The organism is Salipiger sp. D13 (assembly GCF_003703915.1).
GTDB classification, from domain to species: Bacteria; Pseudomonadota; Alphaproteobacteria; order Rhodobacterales; family Rhodobacteraceae; genus Salipiger; species Salipiger profundus.
On record NZ_ML112591.1, the window covers coordinates 172,719 to 190,190 of the forward strand.

The 17,472-nt window shown below is 66.0% G+C and carries 17 protein-coding genes; 7 read left to right on the top strand and 10 right to left on the bottom strand.

All coding sequences use genetic code 11. The annotated features are described in order from the left end of the window. The 9 genes from D6860_RS05125 to D6860_RS05165 all read right to left on the bottom strand — a co-directional run bounded on the left by D6860_RS05125 (position 1) and on the right by D6860_RS05165 (position 6,179). Positions 1–324 carry a hypothetical protein gene (locus tag D6860_RS05125; RefSeq protein ID WP_017468494.1) on the bottom strand — a complete coding sequence of 108 codons (324 nt, stop codon included), beginning with the start codon at positions 322–324 and terminating at the stop codon, positions 1–3. Then, positions 324–2,129 carry a succinate dehydrogenase flavoprotein subunit gene (gene sdhA / locus D6860_RS05130; protein WP_076622449.1) on the bottom strand — a complete coding sequence of 602 codons (1,806 nt, stop codon included), beginning with the start codon at positions 2,127–2,129 and terminating at the stop codon, positions 324–326. Before sdhA ends, D6860_RS05125 begins: the two co-directional genes overlap by 1 nt. Positions 2,130–2,147: 18 nt before the next feature. Then, positions 2,148–2,519, bottom strand: coding sequence for a succinate dehydrogenase, hydrophobic membrane anchor protein (gene sdhD / locus D6860_RS05135; RefSeq protein ID WP_076622450.1), 372 nt, complete (start codon positions 2,517–2,519; stop codon positions 2,148–2,150). A gap of 15 nt (positions 2,520–2,534) precedes the next feature. Beyond that, positions 2,535–2,930, bottom strand: a complete 396-nt coding sequence (gene sdhC / locus D6860_RS05140) for a succinate dehydrogenase, cytochrome b556 subunit (protein WP_076622451.1) — start codon at positions 2,928–2,930, stop codon at positions 2,535–2,537. A 246-nt stretch (positions 2,931–3,176) separates the two neighbouring features. Beyond that, positions 3,177–3,383 carry a hypothetical protein gene (locus tag D6860_RS05145; protein ID WP_017468170.1) on the bottom strand — a complete coding sequence of 69 codons (207 nt, stop codon included), beginning with the start codon at positions 3,381–3,383 and terminating at the stop codon, positions 3,177–3,179. Between the two features lie 109 nt (positions 3,384–3,492). After that, a complete protein-coding gene (locus D6860_RS05150) occupies positions 3,493–4,524 on the bottom strand; it encodes a MaoC family dehydratase (RefSeq protein WP_017468169.1) in 1,032 nt (343 codons plus the stop codon). Further along, positions 4,524–4,727, bottom strand: coding sequence for a DUF1737 domain-containing protein (locus D6860_RS05155; protein ID WP_017468168.1), 204 nt, complete (start codon positions 4,725–4,727; stop codon positions 4,524–4,526). The genes D6860_RS05150 and D6860_RS05155 overlap by 1 nt, the downstream gene beginning before the upstream one ends. Before the next feature lie 15 nt (positions 4,728–4,742). Then, complete coding sequence (locus tag D6860_RS05160) at positions 4,743–5,288, bottom strand: NnrU family protein (protein ID WP_076622452.1); 546 nt, start codon at positions 5,286–5,288, stop codon at positions 4,743–4,745. 39 nt (positions 5,289–5,327) lie between these two features. Then, positions 5,328–6,179 carry an HpcH/HpaI aldolase/citrate lyase family protein gene (locus D6860_RS05165; RefSeq protein WP_017467637.1) on the bottom strand — a complete coding sequence of 284 codons (852 nt, stop codon included), beginning with the start codon at positions 6,177–6,179 and terminating at the stop codon, positions 5,328–5,330. A gap of 288 nt (positions 6,180–6,467) precedes the next feature. Between D6860_RS05165 and D6860_RS05170 the strand changes: the two genes are divergently transcribed. Both D6860_RS05170 and mdh read left to right on the top strand, forming a co-directional pair. After that, positions 6,468–6,785, top strand: coding sequence for a hypothetical protein (locus D6860_RS05170; protein WP_017467636.1), 318 nt, complete (start codon positions 6,468–6,470; stop codon positions 6,783–6,785). Between the two features lie 271 nt (positions 6,786–7,056). Further along, complete coding sequence (mdh, locus tag D6860_RS05175) at positions 7,057–8,019, top strand: malate dehydrogenase (RefSeq protein WP_076622453.1); 963 nt, start codon at positions 7,057–7,059, stop codon at positions 8,017–8,019. A gap of 25 nt (positions 8,020–8,044) precedes the next feature. On the opposite strand, the gene D6860_RS05180 is transcribed toward mdh, so the two are convergent. Next, the gene (locus D6860_RS05180; protein WP_157895867.1) at positions 8,045–9,085 is read right to left on the bottom strand and encodes a glycosyltransferase family 2 protein; all 1,041 of its coding nucleotides are present in this window, start codon (positions 9,083–9,085) and stop codon (positions 8,045–8,047) included. 285 nt (positions 9,086–9,370) lie between these two features. Between D6860_RS05180 and sucC the strand changes: the two genes are divergently transcribed. The 5 genes from sucC (at position 9,371) to odhB (ending at position 17,404) form a co-directional block, all read left to right on the top strand. Further along, positions 9,371–10,564, top strand: a complete 1,194-nt coding sequence (sucC, locus tag D6860_RS05185; protein WP_076622455.1) for an ADP-forming succinate--CoA ligase subunit beta — start codon at positions 9,371–9,373, stop codon at positions 10,562–10,564. 45 nt (positions 10,565–10,609) lie between these two features. Beyond that, complete coding sequence (locus tag D6860_RS05190; RefSeq protein WP_076622456.1) at positions 10,610–11,842, top strand: glycosyltransferase family 87 protein; 1,233 nt, start codon at positions 10,610–10,612, stop codon at positions 11,840–11,842. Between the two features lies 1 nt (position 11,843). Beyond that, on the top strand, positions 11,844–12,728 hold the full coding sequence (gene sucD, locus D6860_RS05195) for a succinate--CoA ligase subunit alpha (protein WP_076622457.1): 885 nt from the start codon (positions 11,844–11,846) through the stop codon (positions 12,726–12,728). A 169-nt stretch (positions 12,729–12,897) separates the two neighbouring features. After that, a complete protein-coding gene (locus D6860_RS05200; protein WP_076622458.1) occupies positions 12,898–15,870 on the top strand; it encodes a 2-oxoglutarate dehydrogenase E1 component in 2,973 nt (990 codons plus the stop codon). A 4-nt stretch (positions 15,871–15,874) separates the two neighbouring features. Further along, on the top strand, positions 15,875–17,404 hold the full coding sequence (gene odhB / locus D6860_RS05205; RefSeq protein ID WP_076622459.1) for a 2-oxoglutarate dehydrogenase complex dihydrolipoyllysine-residue succinyltransferase: 1,530 nt from the start codon (positions 15,875–15,877) through the stop codon (positions 17,402–17,404). Positions 17,405–17,472 lie beyond the last annotated feature (68 nt).

The window sequence follows — 17,472 nt, forward strand, 5'->3', positions numbered from 1 at the left end:
CTAGAAGAGCAGCCAGTGCAAAGGGTTCCCGCGCAGGCAGGCGCGGGTCCCGTCGGTATAGATGATATCGGTCACGATATCGTCGTTGAGCTCGGGCTGACCGAGCGCCGAGTTCTGGGCCAGCGCCTCGACCTGGCCGCGGCTGGCATAGGACATGACGCAGTCGACCGCGCGGTCAACCGGCGTGCCCGGGGCCAGTTTCGAGACCGCCGGGGCGACGGCGGAACGGGCGGTCTCGCGCGCAAGGGTGGTGCCGACCGGCTCGGGCTGAAGCACAGCGCAGCCGGACAGGAGACCAAGAGCGACGAGACCACCCGTCCGCATCAGAACGTCCGGGCCTTCGGCGCGATCTTGGCGAGGCTGATGCCGCCGGCATCTTCCTTGGTCAGCGGATCGAGCACCACCGGGCGGTGGCTGAGGGCGACGTCGTTGCCGTCGACCCGGCTGATGGTGTGCACCCGCCAGTTGTCGTCGTCGCGCTCGGGGTAGTCCTCGTGGGCGTGCGCCCCGCGGCTCTCCTTGCGCGCCTCCGCACCGACGATGGTGGCCAGCGCGTTGGGCATCAGGTTGGTCAGCTCGAGCGACTCCATCAGGTCCGAGTTCCAGATCAGCGTCCGGTCGGTGACCTTCAGGTCCGAAAGCTTGCCCGCGATGGCGGTCATCTTCTCGACGCCCTCCTTGAGGGTCTTGTCGGTCCGGAAGACCGCCGCGTCTTCCTGCATGGTCTTCTGCATCTCGAGCCGCAGCTCTGCCGTCGGCGTGCCGCCCTCGGCGTTGCGGACCGTGTCGAACCGGTCGAAGGCCTTGTCGACCGACGCCTGGTTCGGCGTGGCCTTGCCAGCGGCCCGGTCGACCACCTCGCCGGCGCGGATCGCGGCGGCGCGGCCGAAGACCACGAGGTCGATCAGCGAGTTGGAGCCAAGGCGGTTTGCCCCGTGAACCGACGCACAGCCCGCCTCGCCCACGGCCATCAGGCCCGGCACGACGGCGTTGGGATTTTCGGCGGTCGGGTTCAGCACCTCGCCCCAGTAGTTGGTCGGAATGCCGCCCATGTTGTAGTGCACCGTCGGCAGCACCGGGATCGGCTCTTTCGTGACATCCACGCCGGCAAAGATCTTCGCCGACTCTGAGATGCCCGGAAGTCGCTCGGCCAGCGCCTCGGCGGGCAGGTGCGACAGGTTGAGGTGGATGTGATCGCCATGCTCGCCCACGCCACGGCCTTCGCGGATCTCCATGGTCATCGAGCGCGAGACGTAGTCACGCGGCGCGAGGTCCTTGTAGGTCGGTGCGTAGCGCTCCATGAAGCGCTCGCCCTCGGAGTTGGTGAGGTAGCCGCCCTCGCCCCGTGCGCCCTCGGTGATGAGGCAGCCCGAGCCGTAGATGCCAGTGGGGTGGAACTGCACGAATTCCATGTCCTGCATTGCCAGCCCTGCGCGGGCCACCATGCCGCCGCCGTCGCCGGTGCAGGTGTGTGCCGAGGTCGCCGAGAAATAGGCGCGCCCGTAGCCGCCGGTGGCCAGCACGACCATCTTGGCGTTGAAGACGTGGAAGGTACCGTCGTCGAGCTTCCAGCAGACCACGCCCTGGCACACGCCGTCTTCGGACATGATGAGGTCGATGGCGAAATACTCGATGTAGAACTCGGCGTTGTTCTTCAGCGACTGGCCGTAGAGCGTGTGCAGGATCGCGTGGCCTGTCCGGTCGGCGGCGGCGCAGGTGCGCTGCACCGGCGGGCCTTCACCGAACTCGGTGGTGTGACCGCCGAAGGGGCGCTGGTAGATCTTGCCCTCTTCGGTGCGCGAGAACGGCACGCCGTAGTGCTCGAGCTCGTAGACCGCGGCGGGCGCCGATCGCGCGAGGTATTCCATCGCGTCGGTGTCGCCAAGCCAGTCCGACCCCTTCACGGTGTCGTACATGTGCCACTGCCAGTTGTCCGGGCCCATGTTCGACAGCGAGGCGGCGATACCGCCCTGCGCTGCGACGGTGTGGGACCGGGTCGGGAAGACCTTGGTCACGCAGGCCGTGCGCAGCCCCTGCTCTGCCATGCCGAGCGTGGCACGCAGGCCGGCGCCGCCGGCCCCCACGACCACGACGTCATAGTTATGCGTCTCGTATTCGTATGCAGCCATTATCCTGGTCTTTCTGTCTCAGAGCGCGATCTTGACGAGCGCGAAAAGCCCGCAGGCGATCATCACGTAGGAAAAGGCGACGTAGGCCATGATCAGCACCTTGCGGGTGGTGCCCGCGGTGTAATCCTCGATCATCACGCGTCCGCCCTTGTGGAAGTGGAGCATCCCCACCACCAGCATGAGCCCGGTCAGGATCGCCGGGAAGGGGCGCGACATGGTCGCGAGCGACGCCTCGTAGCCCGAGCCCAGCGCGTTGCCGAAGATGAAGATCCAGATCGGCACCATGATGGCCAGCGCGACGGAACTGACGATCATGAACCAGTGGTGTTCCGCCCCGGAGTGGGCCGAGCCCTTGCCGACGGCGCGCTTGCGGTCTGTCAGGTATTGCATGGGTACTTGCCTCCCTCAGAGCCAGATGATGATGACGGAGAGGATCGTGAGCACGACCGACCCGTAGACGCAGACCCAGCCGAGCTTCTCGGCGGTCTCGAGCTCGAGCCCCTTGCCCGCGTCGAAATAGAGGTGACGCAGTCCGCCGAGGAAGTGATACCAGATCGCCCAGAGCGACCCGAACATCACGAGATCGCCAAGGTACGAGGTGATCCACCATTCGGCGGTCTCGAAATATTCCGGCCCGGCGGCGAGCGCCAGCAGCCACCAGATCAGCAGAAAGACCGCGACCATCAGCGCGTTGCCGGTGATCCTGATCAGCACCGAGCTCACGGCGGTGAGCTGGAGGCGGTAGTATTGCACGAACATGAAGGGGGAGAGCGGGCGCTCGATCCGTTTCGCTTCGGCCATGGCTAGTCCTTTCGGTTCCCTTGTGACCGGGTTCTAGCGGGTTTTTCGCCCTCCTGTCACCAGAGTGCGCGCATGGCGGGCGCGATTTTTGGTCGCTTTTCGAAAAAATAGGCGTGAGGTGTGATCACACGCTGAAAACTGTGATCACATTTGCCACGCTAACATTCTGCGGCGCGGAAATATCGAAATTGTTGATTCTTTCGTGGCCGGCCCGGGCAACGAGCGCGTCGTTGCCCTGCCAAGCGGTCACTCGGCGAAGCCGAGCCTTTCGAGTGCCCGCGCGCCGCGTTCGCGGCGCCCCGCATCGCCGGAGCGCATGTCCTCGTGGATGCTGGATACGAGCCCGCTGAACTCGCGCCGTTTCACCAGCGCGCTGATCGCATCGGGGATGCGGTTCGCGGGCATGTCCAGAACGTCATTCGTGCCATGCGGCAAGGTCAGGATATCGGTCATCACGCAGCCCTCGGGTTTCCGAACGAATCTCCTCCGTGAGCGAAGCATAATCGCCCACGAAGAGAGACGCCAAGGAAACCCGGGCGCGCCGGGGATGGCGCGCGGGAGCTCAGGTGGGGATCAATGCCCAGTAGTCGAGATCGAGCAGGACGCCCGGCAGGTACTTGCCGTCCTCCCCCTTGAGCTCGAACGGCGCGCCGCCCTTGGTCGCGACCAGCCGCAGCCGCAGCGCACCCACGCCCGGCGCAGGCGTCTCGGCCTTGTCCAGCACTTCGGTCCAGGCCTTCACGGTGTCGCCCGAGAAGCAGGGGTTGGCATGGGCCCCGCCGTTCAGACCCACGATCATCTGCGCGTTGGCCAGCCCGTTGAAGGACAGCGCCCGGGCCATCGAGATCACGTGCCCGCCGTAGATCAGCCGCTGCCCGTCCGGGCGGAAGGTCGCGTCGAAATGCACCTTGGCGGTGTTCTGCCAGAGGCGCGTCGCCATCATGTGCTCGGCTTCCTCGATGGTGACGCCATCGACGTGGTCGATGGTCTCGCCCACCTCGTAGTCGCCCCAGCGGTGCGGCTCGCCCGCCAGCGTGAAATCGTAGTCCGCGAAGCTCAGCCCCTCGGGGATCACGAGGTCTTCGGGCGCGAGCACGCTCTTGAGATCCGGCAGCACGGTCTCCGGCGCAGGCGCGTCAAGGTCATGCTTGCGGACCATCACCCAGCGGCAATATTCCATCACGGTCTCGTCGCGCTGGTTCATCCCGCGCGTGCGCACGTAGACCACGCCGGTCTTGCCGTTCGAGTTCTGCTTGAGACCGATCACCTCGGACGACGACCGCAGGGTGTCGCCCGGGTAGACCGGCTTGAGCCAGCGCCCTTCGGCGTAACCGAGGTTCGCCACCGCATTGAGCGACACATCCGGGACGGTCTTGCCGAACACCACGTGGAACGCGGCCAGATCGTCGATCGGCGCCGCCGGCAGCCCGCAGGCCTGCGCGAAGGCGTCCGACGAGTAGAGCGCGTGCCGCGACGGGTAGAGCGCGTGGTAGAGCGCGCGCTCGCCCCCGGACACGGTGCGCGGCACCGCGTGATCGATCACCTGACCGATGCTGTAGTCTTCGAAGAAGCGACCCGGATTGGTCTTGGCCATCAGTAGTCTCCCAGTTTGATCTCGGGGGCGTAGGTTCCCTCGACCTCCTTCACCACCGCCTGGCCGCAGCGCATGACGCCGTTCGCGGCATCGAAGGCATAGGTGGGCTCGCCGTGCAGCTCCCAGCCCTTGTTCAGCGCCGCGGTGACCTTGTGGCAGAAGGCCGAGGTGTCGTCCTCGGAGAGAAAGCGATAGAGTTTCATGTCGTTATCCGTCCATTATCCAAAGGTCGGGTAGCCGAGCCACGTGTGGATCATGCCGATCACCAGCAGCAGCAGCACGCTGATCGCCGCGAACATCGCATCCTTGCCGATGCTGCCCTTGGCGGGCCGCGTCCAGTCCGGCTCGGCGCGGTTGATGACAACCATCTCGACGATGGCCCAGACACCCAGACCGCCGAACAGCACGAAGGACGGCACGTCGCCGTTCACCAGAAGATGCGCCAGCGCCCAGAGCAGGAAGCCCGTGAGCATCGGATGCCGCATCCGGTAGAACAGCGCGCCCTTCTTCGGGCCCGGCGAGGTGAAGTAGAGTGCGGCCAGCATCATCAGGTTGTTGATGCCCACCGTCGCGGGATGGCGCCCCCAGAAGAACGCGCCCTCGGCCATGCGATAGCCGAAGATCATCAGCAGGATCGACACGACCAGGGCCACCGCGACGCCGCCCTTGGCCTTTCTGCCCATGGCAGCGCGCGGCCCGGGCGCGGCGCGTTTGAAGAGATGCGCCGCCCACCAGAGCGCGACGCCGAGAATCAAGAGGATCATGAGAGGTTCCTTGTCCGTAAGCTCTCGCGCACCCTGCGATCATTCTCCCATGGCGGCAATGGCATCGGCCTTGGCAAGCAGCGCCTGCGCGGTCGCCACGTGCAGGTTCTCGACGATCTTGCCATCGACCACGGCGACCCCCTGCCCTGCCTTCTCGGCCTCTTCGAACGCCGCGATCTGACGGCGGGCGAGGTCGATCTCGGTCTCGGTCGGTGCGAAGGCCGCGTTGGTCACCTCGACCTGGGCGGGGTGGATCAGCGTCTTGCCGTGGAAGCCCATGTCGCGCCCCTGGTCGCATTCGGCCTTGAGCCCCTCGTCGTCCTTGAAGGCGTTGTAGACGCCATCGACGATCACGCAGCCCGTCGCCTTGGCCGCCAGCAGGCACAGCCCGAGCGAGGTCATCATCGGCAGCCGGTCGGCGCGGAAGCGCGAGTTCAGCTCCTTCGCAAGGTCGTTCGTGCCCATCACCATGCCCGCGAGCTTCGGATGTGCGCCGATCTCGGCCGCGTTGAGCATCCCCTTGGGCGTTTCCATCATCGCCCAGAGCGGCTTGTCGGTCAGCTTGGCCAGCGCGTCGAGCTGCGCGGCGCTCTCGACCTTGGGCAGAAGCACGGCATCGCAGTCCATCTCGTTCGCGGCACGCGCGTCGGCCTCGCCCCACTCGGTCTCGAGCCCGTTGATCCGCACGATCTTCGTGCGCTTGCCGTAGCCGCCCTGTTTCAGCGCTGCGGCCAGCGTCTCGCGCGCGGCGGGCTTTTCCCCGGGCGAGACCGCGTCTTCGAGATCGAAGATGATCGCATCCACGGCGAGCCCGCGCGCCTTGTCCAGCGCACGGTCCTTCGAGCCGGGAATATAGAGCACGGAGCGGTAGGGGCGCATCGAGAGATCCATGAGTCTCCTCCGTTGAGAAATATTGTTGCGCCGTTGTGTCCATTTTTTTCCGAAAGGTGCAATCCCCTTTCTGCCCCGACACAGGCAGCCCCTATGGCGCGAGGGGTGCATGACCTGCCGCGCCGCGAACGACCGTGATTAACCAATTCTTCTTCATTTGCCCGCAATCTCACCCCTGACGGAACTGCGACCTCCGCACCGACAGGACACGAAGCGACCATGGGGCCGAGGACACCACCGGCGCCGAAGGGCGACTGCCTTTCAACGCCGGGACAGAAAGGGCACACGATGACCTTGAAACTGGCCATGACTGCGACGTTTGCCGCCACCACGCTCCTTCTGGCAGCGGATGGCGCGCAGGCCCGCGACCCAGCCTGCGCTCCGCGTGCGCAAGTGGTCGCGAAGCTCGCCGAACGGTACGGCGAGACGCGGCAAAGCATCGGCCTCAACGGCGCCGACACGCTGGTCGAGGTCTTCGCATCGGATGAAACGGGCACCTGGACGATCACCGCCACAACGGTCGCGGGGCTCACCTGCCTCATCGCCAGCGGACAGGCCTTCGACACCCTGACCGAGGCTCTGCCGACGCGGGAAAGCGACGCCTGACCGCCCTCCGAGGTCCGGTCGGCAGAATCGCGGCGATGCAGCGTAGTCTGCCTTCGGACTGCGCTACGGGCCATCTCCGCCTCTTGAAAACGCGCTCTGCCGGTCTCTCGCATGGGGCGAGCTAACCCTTCGTTTTTCCTGTCTTTAGCGCAACCAGTCTCGGCTGACCTTCCGGCGACGGACCCGTTGCTGCCCTGCAGCACCCTTGCGCGCGGCACGGCAAACCCTTACGCAAACGTCGGAATTGACAAATGGAGCGGAGATTAGATCCATGGCCAGACCCAAGATTGCCCTGATCGGCGCGGGACAGATTGGCGGTACGCTTGCCCACCTCGCGGCGCTGAAGGAACTGGGTGACGTCGTTCTCTTCGACATCGCCGAAGGCACCCCCGAGGGCAAGGCGCTCGACATTGCGGAATCCGGCCCCTCGGAAGGCTTCGACGCCAAGCTGAAGGGCACGCAGGACTACGCCGACATCGCGGGCGCCGACGTCTGCATCGTCACCGCCGGTGTGCCGCGCAAGCCCGGCATGAGCCGCGACGACCTGCTCGGCATCAACCTCAAGGTCATGAAATCCGTCGGTGAAGGCATCCGCGACAACGCTCCGGATGCCTTTGTCATCTGCATCACCAACCCGCTCGACGCGATGGTCTGGGCCCTGCAGAAGTTCTCGGGCCTGCCCGCGAACAAGGTCTGCGGCATGGCCGGCGTACTCGACTCGGCGCGCTTCCGCCACTTCCTGTCGGTCGAATTCGACGTGTCCATGAAGGACGTCACCGCCTTCGTGCTCGGCGGCCACGGCGACACCATGGTGCCCTGCGTCCGCTACTCGACCGTCGGCGGCATCCCCCTGCCCGACCTCGTTTCCATGGGCTGGACCACGCAGGAGAAGCTCGACGCCATCGTTCAGCGCACCCGTGACGGCGGTGCCGAGATCGTCGGCCTGCTGAAGACCGGCTCGGCCTTCTACGCACCCGCGACCAGCGCCATCGAGATGGCGGAAGCCTACCTCAAGGACCAGAAGCGCGTGCTGCCCTGCGCCGCCTACTGCGACGGCGACCTCGGCGTTTCCGACATGTACGTGGGCGTGCCCACCGTGATCGGCGCCGGCGGCATCGAGCGTATCGTGAACATCAAGCTCAACAAGGACGAGCAGGCGATGTTCGACACCTCGGTCAACGCCGTGAAGGGCCTGGTCGACGCCTGCAAGGGCATCGACGAGTCGCTCGCCTGATCGACGCTTTCGCCGGGGCGCACGCCTAGCGCCCCGGCACCCCGCGGATGAGCCCGCGCAGGCTCTCCGGCCCCGCATAGCGCTTCGACCCGTCATAGACCGGCGTGCGCTCCAGCGCCCCCCCATCGAGAAGCCGCTTGTAATGCTCGCTGTCATCGGCGTGCTGTCCGCGTTGCGCGATGTATTCGACGCCGGCACGTCCACGGGTCAACGGGTAGTGCAGGAAGGCGGCAATCGCCTCGGAACAGCGTAGCGGCGTGTCGGCCTTGTGCGGTCCGCCGGCAAAACGCATACCCTTCTGCCACTTGAGCAGGCCAAGCTTGGTGCAGTTGAGCGATCCGCTGAACAGCTTTCGCGACACCCGGACATCCAGCCACGACGGCCGCGCGTTCACCGGCCGGTCGAGCCCGAACCGATGCCGCACCACCCAGCGCGCCAGCGGCCCTGCCCCTTGCGGCTTGGGATAGAAGATCCGGTGCCGCGCCCCGCCATTGAAGATCACCGGCGGCGAGGGGTTGGCCGCAAGCACCTTCGGCGTCACCGGGCGCATGATGTAGCCCTCGGGGAAATCGGCCGGCGCATCGAAGAACGGAAACAGGTCGCCCAGGGGCCGGCCCGAACCGTCCGGGTAGACGTGATCGGCGAGCGGCATCTCGCCGTACATGTCGACCATGAGCGTCAGCACCACCTCGGCCCCCTCGGCATCGACATCGCGGAGAAGATCCTCGAGCGGCACCGGCGGCACGAAATGCTCATCAAGGTCCGGGACGAGACTCCAGCGGTCGACGCAGAGCGCATCCATGATCTCGCCGCGCCACGCGGCCTTGTCGGTCTTGAAGTGCGAATGCGGCAGCGGCCGGAACACGGTGACATCCGGCTGGTCGGCCAGCAGCTCGGCGGTACCGTCGGTCGAGCGGTCGTCGACGATCAGGAAGGTCGGCCGGCAGATCTTGCGATAGTGCGCGAGGAAGTCGGGCAGGATGTTGGCCTCGTTGTGGGCCAGCGCGATCACCGGGACCGCCTCCGGATCGTGCCTGTCGGGGCCGAAGATCTCCAATCTTGTCACGCGGGCTCCCTCCGTGCCGTTGCCTTGATCCTCGTTACAGGTCCCTGAAGCGGGCGGCAATCGTTAGCGCCGGACATCCGCGCAAGGTGATTCTGTCCTGTCTGCCGGCATTTTCCGCAGCGGCATGTTGACCGCGAAATTTTGTGATCACACGTTTCGGGACTGTGATCACAAAGGCCAGAAATTGCTCGCAATTCGACGGATCCGTGGATATTTCGATTAACGCAAGCCGATATGCGTGCGTATACCGGCAGAGAAATCGCAGCAAGACGGGAAGAGTCTTCCATGAACATCCACGAATATCAGGCGAAAGCGCTCCTGCGTGACTATGGCTGCCCGGTCTCGGACGGTCGTGTGGTGCTGACCGCGAACGATGCCAAGACCGCGGCGGGCGAACTGGACGGACCTCTCTGGGTCGTCAAGGCGCAGATCCACGCGGGCGGCCGCGGCAAGGGCCACTTCAAGGAGCATGAAGCCGGCGAGAAGGGCGGCGTCCGCCTTGCGAAGTCGGTCGAGGAAGCCGCGGAAGAGACCAACCGGATGCTCGGCCACACGCTGGTCACGCACCAGACCGGCCCGGCCGGCAAGCAGGTCAACCGCATCTACATCGAGGACGGCTCGGACATCACCTCCGAGTTCTACCTTGCCCTGCTCGTGGACCGCGTGACCTCGCGCATCTCGATCGTCAGCTCGACCGAGGGCGGCATGGACATCGAGGAAGTCGCGGCGAACACGCCCGAGAAGATCCTCTCGTTCTCGATCGATCCCGCCGTCGGCTACCAGGGCTTCCACGGCCGCCGCGTCGCCTTTGCGCTGGGTCTCGAAGGCAAGGCCGTGCGCCAGTGCTCCAACCTGCTCGCGAACCTCTACCGGATGTTCGTCGAGAAGGACATGGAGATGCTCGAGATCAACCCGCTGATCCTGACCACCGACGGCAACCTCAAGTGCCTCGACTGCAAGGCCGGCTTCGACAGCAACGCGCTCTACCGTCATCCCGACATCGTCGGCCTGCGTGACGAGACCGAGGAAGACCCCAAGGAACTCGCAGCCTCGCAGCACGACCTGAACTACATCGCGCTCGACGGCGAGATCGGCTGCATGGTGAACGGCGCGGGCCTTGCCATGGCGACCATGGACATCATCAAGCTCTACGGCGGCGAGCCGGCCAACTTCCTCGACGTGGGTGGCGGCGCGACCAAGGAGAAGGTGACCGAGGCGTTCAAGATCATCACGTCCGACAAGAACGTGAAGGGCATCCTCGTGAACATCTTCGGCGGCATCATGCGCTGCGACGTGATCGCCGAGGGCGTCATCGCCGCGGTCAAGGAAGTCGGCCTGCAGGTTCCGCTGGTCGTCCGCCTCGAGGGCACCAACGTGGATCTCGGCAAGAAGATCATCAACGAGTCCGGCCTGGACGTGATCGCCGCAGACAATCTCTCCGACGGTGCCGAGAAGATCGTGAAAGCGGTCAAGGGCTGAGCACGGACCCGAGTGTCGGATACGTAAGGCGAGTGGCATAGACGCATGTCGGACAGGCTTCCAAATCTTCTGCGGCTGGCGGTGATCCTCGGATCGCTGCTTCTGCTCGCGCTTCAGGCGCTGCAGGTCGCGAAGGGCTGGGATTACTACCAGTATGACTGGCGGGCCTACTACATCGGGGCGGATCTCTTCATCGAGGGCCTCGACCCCTACGCGTTCGACCTGCTGGAAGGACGGGCCCGGGAGCTCGGGCTCACGCCCAACGACCACCCGTTCCTCTATGCGCCCTACATGCTCTGGGCCTTCGCGCCGCTGGCGCTGCTGTCGTATCCCACGGCCTATTTCTGCTGGCTCGCCCTGCAGATCGGCGCGCTCGCTGTGGTGCTCCGGGCCGCCCTGAAGACCTTCGGGGCAAGCCCTGCGATCACCATGGCGCTGCTTGCCATCGGGCTCAACGGAACGGTGGCGGCGGTGCTGCGCACCGGTCAGCTGGCGCTGATGATCACGGCCCTGCTGATGCTCGCCGTGATGCTGATCGGCCGGCAGAAGCTTGTGCCGGCAACGGCGCTGGTCACCGTCGCGGCGCTGCCGAAGCTCTGGCCCGCACCGATGTTCGGACTGCTTCTGAAGCGGTTCGAGCCCCGGCGGGTCGTGCTCATCGTGGCGGGCCTCGCGGCCTTTGCCGCCGTCATCGCGCTTGGCGCCCTGATCCATCCGGAGTTCCAGGCGACCTTTTCGGCGGCGATGGCGGAGATGACCGCGGGCGACCGGATCAACGGTCCGCAGAACGGCTCGGCGCTGAATGCCCTGCGCACGGGCTTCGCGCTCGTGGGCGGGAACATCGACACCGCCAACGACATCTGGCTCGGCCTGGTGGCCGTCGTGGCCGTGGTGGCACTTGCCCGCTACGTTCAGACGGTGCGCCGCGACGCGGTGGATCCGGCCTACCTCTACAGCCTGATCGCCCTGTCGCTCAGCCTCGCGATGCCGCGCCTGATGATCTACCAGTGGGTCGTGGCCCTGCCCGCGCTGGCCTATGTGCTCACGCACATGTCCAGCCGGACCGGCGCCTGGATCCTGCTGGCGGTGGCCCTCGTTCCGACACTCTACATCAACCGATACGCCCTCGGGCGCGACCTGCACGAACTGCTCGACAGCCTCGTGCTCGTGCCCTGGGCCTTTTCCAACCTCGTCGTGGCCGCCTGCGCCTGGCTCGTCCTCGTGACGTCCGGGCCGGACATGGCCGCGACATCCCCCAAACCAATCCGACAGGACTGACATGGCCGTACTCGTTGACGAAAACACCCGCGTAATCTGTCAGGGCTTCACCGGAAGCCAGGGCACCTTCCACTCCGAACAGGCCATCGCCTACGGCACCAAGATGGTCGGCGGCGTGACCCCCGGCAAAGGCGGCCAGGAGCACCTTGGCCTGCCCGTCTTCAACTCGGTCCACGAGGCCGTGCACAAGACCGAGGCGAACGCATCGGTGATCTACGTGCCGCCGCCCTTCGCAGCGGACTCCATCCTCGAGGCGATCGACGCCGAGATCGAGCTGATCGTCTGCATCACCGAGGGCATCCCGGTGCTCGACATGATGAAGGTGAAGCGTGCGCTGATCGACAGCAAGTCGCGCCTCATCGGCCCGAACTGCCCGGGCGTCATCACCCCCGACGCCTGCAAGATCGGCATCATGCCGGGCCACATCCACAAGCGCGGCAAGGTCGGCGTCGTGTCCCGCTCGGGCACGCTCACCTACGAGGCCGTGAAGCAGACCACCGACCTCGGCCTCGGCCAGTCGTCGGCCGTCGGCATCGGCGGTGACCCGATCAAGGGCACCGAGCACATCGACGTGCTCGACATGTTCCTCGACGACGACGAGACCGAAGCGATCATCATGATCGGCGAAATCGGCGGTTCCGCCGAGGAAGAGGCCGCCGAGTTCATCAAGGAACAGAAGAAGAAGGGCCGCTGGAAGCCGACCGCAGGCTTCATCGCCGGCCGCACCGCCCCTCCGGGCCGCCGCATGGGCCACGCCGGCGCCATCGTCGCCGGTGGCAAGGGCGACGCCGAGTCCAAGATCGAAGCCATGAAGTCCGCGGGCATCGTGGTCGCCGACAGCCCCGCCACCCTGGGCGAGGCCGTCGTGGCAGCGATGAAGGGCTGAGCTATATCCTCGTGCGGCGGGCAATCCTGTCCGCCGCACACACGAATTCGTAAGCCCGCCGGCACTTGCCTTGCCGGGCATGACACGGAAGAGGAGCATCACGAAAGGGACCCGGACATGCGGTCCCTCTCCTGCTGCTCCAGCGATCGGTCAGAAAGGAAGACTCGCGATGACGGATCAAAGCCCCAACGATCAATTCCATGCCTCCAGCTTCATGCAGGGGGCGAACGCGGAATACCTCGAACAGATGTATGCCCGCTATGCCAACGACCCCTCTGCGGTCGACGCGGCCTGGGCCGAGTTCTTCCAGGCGCTCGGTGACGAGGAAACCAGCGTCAAGGCCGAGGCCGCCGGCCCGTCGTGGGAACGCCGCGACTGGCCGCCCGCGCCCGAGGACGACCTGACCGCCGCGCTCACCGGCGAATGGCCGATGCCGATGGTCCCCGCCGAGGCGAAGGGCGCCGCCGGCAAGATCTCGGGCAAGGCCGCCGAGAAGGGCGTGTCGCTCACCGATGACCAGATCAAGCGGGCCGTGCTGGATTCGATCCGCGCGCTGATGATCATCCGGGCGCACCGCATCCGCGGCCACCTCGCCGCCGATCTCGACCCGCTGGGCCTGCATGGCCGCGACCCGCACCCCGAGCTCGACCCCAAGGCCTACGGTTTCACCGATGCCGACATGGACCGGCCGATCTTCATCGACAACGTGCTGGGCCTCCAGATCGCGTCGTTGCGCGAGATCATGGGCGTGCTCAAGCGCACCTACTGCGGCACCTTCGCGCTGCAGTACATGCACATCTCGGACCCCGAGCAGTCGGCCTGGCTCAAGGAGCGGATCGAGGGCTACGGCCGCGAGATCAAGTTCACCCGCGAGGGGCGCCGCGCGATCCTCAACAAGCTGGTCGAGGCCGAGGGCTTCGAGAAGTTCCTCCATGTGAAATACATGGGCACCAAGCGCTTCGGCCTAGACGGGGGGGAATCCCTGATCCCGGCGATGGAGCAGATCATCAAGCGCGGCGGCAACCTCGGTCTCCAGGAGATCGTCGTGGGCATGCCGCACCGCGGTCGTCTTTCCGTGCTCGCGAACGTGCTGAACAAGCCCTACCGCGCGATCTTCAACGAGTTCCAGGGCGGCAGCTTCAAGCCCGATGACGTCGACGGCTCGGGTGACGTGAAATACCACCTCGGCGCCTCCTCGGACCGCGAGTTCGACGGCAACACCGTACACCTCTCGCTGACCGCCAACCCCTCGCACCTCGAGGCGGTGAACCCGGTGGTTCTGGGCAAGGTCCGTGCCAAGCAGGACCAGCTCAACGACATCGAGCGCACGGCGGTCCTGCCGGTGCTGCTGCACGGCGACGCGGCCTTTGCCGGCCAGGGCGTCGTGGCCGAGTGCTTCGCGCTGTCGGGCCTGCGCGGTCACCGCACCGGCGGCACCATCCACATCGTCGTGAACAACCAGATCGGTTTCACCACCGCGCCGCACTTCTCGCGCTCGTCGCCCTACCCCACCGACAACGCGCTGGTGGTCGAGGCACCGATCTTCCACGTCAACGGTGACGACCCCGAGGCCGTGGTCCACGCCGCCAAGGTCGCGACCGAGTTCCGCCAGAAGTTCGGCAAGGACGTGGTCATCGACATCTTCTGCTACCGCCGGTTCGGTCACAACGAGGGCGACGAGCCCATGTTCACCAACCCGGTCATGTACAAGAAGATCAAGCAGCAGAAGACCACGCTGACGCTGTATACCGACCGCCTCGTGAAGGACGGCCTCATCCCCGAGGGCGAGATCGAGGACATGAAGGCCAAGTTCCAGTCCTACCTCAACGAGGAGTTCGAGAACGGCAAGACCTACAAGCCCAACAAGGCCGACTGGCTGGACGGGCGCTGGTCGCATCTCGACAAGCAGAAAGAGGGCAACTACCAGCGCGGCGAAACCGCCATCAAGCCCGAGACGATGGAAGAGATCGGCCGTGGCCTGACCACGGTTCCCGACGGCTTCCCGCTGCACAAGACCATCGGCCGCTTCCTCGACGCCCGCAAGAAGATGTTCGACAGCGGCCACGGCTTCGACTGGGCGACCGGCGAGGCGCTGGCCTTCGGCGCGCTGCTGACCGAAGGCTACCCGGTGCGCCTTTCGGGGCAGGACAGCACGCGTGGCACCTTCTCGCAGCGCCATTCCGGCCTGGTGAACCAGGACAACGAAGACCGCTACTACCCGCTGAACCACATCCGCGAGGGCCAGGCCCGCTACGAGGTCATCGACTCGGCGCTCTCGGAATACGCGGTCTGCGGCTTCGAGTACGGCTACTCGCTGGCCGAGCCCAACGCGCTGGTGCTCTGGGAAGCGCAGTTCGGCGACTTCGCCAACGGCGCGCAGATCATGTTCGACCAGTTCATCAGCTCGGGTGAATCCAAGTGGCTGCGGATGTCGGGCCTCGTCTGCCTGCTGCCGCATGGCTACGAGGGCCAGGGCCCCGAGCACAGCTCGGCCCGTCTCGAGCGCTTCCTGCAGATGTGCGGTCAGGACAACATGATCGTCGCCAACTGCTCGACGCCGGCGAACTACTTCCACATCCTGCGCCGGCAGCTGCACCGCAGCTACCGCAAGCCGCTCATCATGATGACGCCGAAGTCGCTCCTGCGGCACAAGCTCGCGGTGTCGGACGCCGAGTCCTTCACCACCGGCTCGAGCTTCCACCGCGTGCTCTGGGACGATGCCGAGAAGGGGCATTCGGACACCCAGCTCGTGGCGGACGACAAGATCAAGCGCGTCGTCATGTGCTCGGGCAAGGTCTACTACGACCTGCTCGAAGAGCGTGACGCGCGTGGCATCGACGACGTCTACCTGCTGCGCATCGAGCAGTTCTATCCCTTCCCGGCCCTGAGCCTCGTGAAGGAACTGGAACGCTTCAAGGGCGCCGAGATGATCTGGTGCCAGGAAGAGCCCAAGAACCAGGGCGCCTGGACCTTCATCGAGCCCAACATCGAGTGGGTGCTCGGCCGCATCGACGCCACCCACCAGCGGCCGCGCTACATCGGCCGTGCCACCTCGGCCTCGCCCGCGACGGGTCTGGCCAGCCAGCACAAGGCACAACAACAGGCGCTCGTCGACGAGGCGCTTACGATCGAAGGGAATTGAACTGATGACGACCGAAGTGCGCGTCCCCACGCTCGGGGAATCCGTGACCGAGGCAACCGTGGCCACCTGGTTCAAGAAGCCGGGAGACGCCGTCGCGGTGGACGAGATGCTGTGCGAGCTCGAAACCGACAAGGTGACCGTCGAGGTGCCCTCGCCGGTGGAGGGCACGCTCGAGGACATCGTGGCCAGCGAAGGCGACACGGTCGGTGTCGATGCGCTGCTCGCCAACATCTCGCCCGCGGGCGAGGCCGGCTCGGCCAACGTCGAAGAACGCCCCTCTGCCTCGAAGCCGCAGAAGGACGCCGAACCCGAGGCCGAGGCCGGCGGCGAAGCCATCGACGTGATGGTGCCGACGCTGGGCGAGTCCGTCTCCGAGGCGACCGTCTCGACCTGGTTCAAGAAGGTCGGCGACAGCGTCGAGCAGGACGAGATGCTGTGCGAGCTCGAGACCGACAAGGTCTCGGTCGAGGTGCCGGCGCCCGCGTCGGGCACGCTGACCGAGATCCTCGCCGACGAGGGCGCCACGGTGGAAGCCGGCGGCAAGCTCGCGATCATGTCCGGCGGCGGGGCCGGTTCCGTGGCGGCTCCCGCGCCCAGCTCGGCCTCGGCCGATGAGCCCTCGCCCAACGGCCGCAAGGACGTCGAGGATGCTCCCTCCGCCAAGAAGGCGATGGCCGAAGCCGGTCTCGACCCGAAGGACGTGAAGGGCTCCGGCAAGGACGGCCGCGTGATGAAGGAAGACGTGAGCGCCGCCATCGCCGCCGCGAAGTCCTCGCCCGCCGCCTCGTCGGCCCCGGCCCAGCCCAAGCGCGCGCCGAGCCCCGCCGAGGACGCGGACCGCGAAGAGCGCGTCAAGATGACCCGCCTCCGCCAGACCATCGCCAAGCGCCTCAAGGACGCGCAGAACACCGCGGCCATGCTCACCACCTACAACGAGGTGGACATGACCGAGGTCATGGCGCTGCGCAGCCAGTACAAGGACCTCTTCGAGAAGAAGCACGGCGTGCGCCTCGGCTTCATGTCCTTCTTCACCAAGGCCTGCGTGCATGCCCTGAAGGAGGTCCCCGAGGTCAACGCCGAGATCGACGGCACCGAAGTGGTCTACAAGAACTTCGTTCACATGGGCATCGCCGCGGGCACCCCGCAGGGTCTCGTGGTGCCGGTGATCCGCGACGTCGACACCAAGTCGTTCGCCGAGATCGAGGGTGCCATCGCCGAGAAGGGCAAGCGCGCCCGTGACGGCAAGCTCTCGATGGCCGAGATGCAGGGCGGCACCTTCACCATCTCGAACGGTGGCGTCTACGGCTCGCTGATGTCCTCGCCGATCCTGAACCCCCCGCAGTCGGGCATCCTCGGCATGCACAAGATCCAGGACCGGCCGATGGTCATCAACGGCGAGATCAAGATCCGCCCGATGATGTATCTCGCGCTGAGCTACGATCACCGCATCGTCGACGGCAAGGGCGCCGTGACCTTCCTCGTCCGCGTCAAGGAAGCGCTCGAGGATCCCCGGCGCCTGCTGATGGACCTGTAATCCAGCGACCGGTGGCGGTGGGCTCCGCCCACCCTACCTCTCTCAAGACCGCGCGGCGGCCCTCACCG

Coding starts and splice junctions, on each gene's coding strand:
- D6860_RS05170 (WP_017467636.1), top strand. CDS start 6,468: ATGACCTTGAAACTGGCCATGACTGCGACGTTTGCCGCCACCACGCTC.
- sdhA (WP_076622449.1), bottom strand. CDS start 2,129: ATGGCTGCATACGAATACGAGACGCATAACTATGACGTCGTGGTCGTG.
- D6860_RS05125 (WP_017468494.1), bottom strand. CDS start 324: ATGCGGACGGGTGGTCTCGTCGCTCTTGGTCTCCTGTCCGGCTGCGCT.
- D6860_RS05150 (WP_017468169.1), bottom strand. CDS start 4,524: ATGGCCAAGACCAATCCGGGTCGCTTCTTCGAAGACTACAGCATCGGT.
- D6860_RS05165 (WP_017467637.1), bottom strand. CDS start 6,179: ATGGATCTCTCGATGCGCCCCTACCGCTCCGTGCTCTATATTCCCGGC.
- D6860_RS05155 (WP_017468168.1), bottom strand. CDS start 4,727: ATGAAACTCTATCGCTTTCTCTCCGAGGACGACACCTCGGCCTTCTGC.
- sucD (WP_076622457.1), top strand. CDS start 11,844: ATGGCCGTACTCGTTGACGAAAACACCCGCGTAATCTGTCAGGGCTTC.
- D6860_RS05190 (WP_076622456.1), top strand. CDS start 10,610: ATGTCGGACAGGCTTCCAAATCTTCTGCGGCTGGCGGTGATCCTCGGA.
- D6860_RS05160 (WP_076622452.1), bottom strand. CDS start 5,288: ATGATCCTCTTGATTCTCGGCGTCGCGCTCTGGTGGGCGGCGCATCTC.
- D6860_RS05145 (WP_017468170.1), bottom strand. CDS start 3,383: ATGACCGATATCCTGACCTTGCCGCATGGCACGAATGACGTTCTGGAC.
- mdh (WP_076622453.1), top strand. CDS start 7,057: ATGGCCAGACCCAAGATTGCCCTGATCGGCGCGGGACAGATTGGCGGT.
- D6860_RS05200 (WP_076622458.1), top strand. CDS start 12,898: ATGACGGATCAAAGCCCCAACGATCAATTCCATGCCTCCAGCTTCATG.
- sdhD (WP_076622450.1), bottom strand. CDS start 2,519: ATGCAATACCTGACAGACCGCAAGCGCGCCGTCGGCAAGGGCTCGGCC.
- sucC (WP_076622455.1), top strand. CDS start 9,371: ATGAACATCCACGAATATCAGGCGAAAGCGCTCCTGCGTGACTATGGC.
- sdhC (WP_076622451.1), bottom strand. CDS start 2,930: ATGGCCGAAGCGAAACGGATCGAGCGCCCGCTCTCCCCCTTCATGTTC.
- odhB (WP_076622459.1), top strand. CDS start 15,875: ATGACGACCGAAGTGCGCGTCCCCACGCTCGGGGAATCCGTGACCGAG.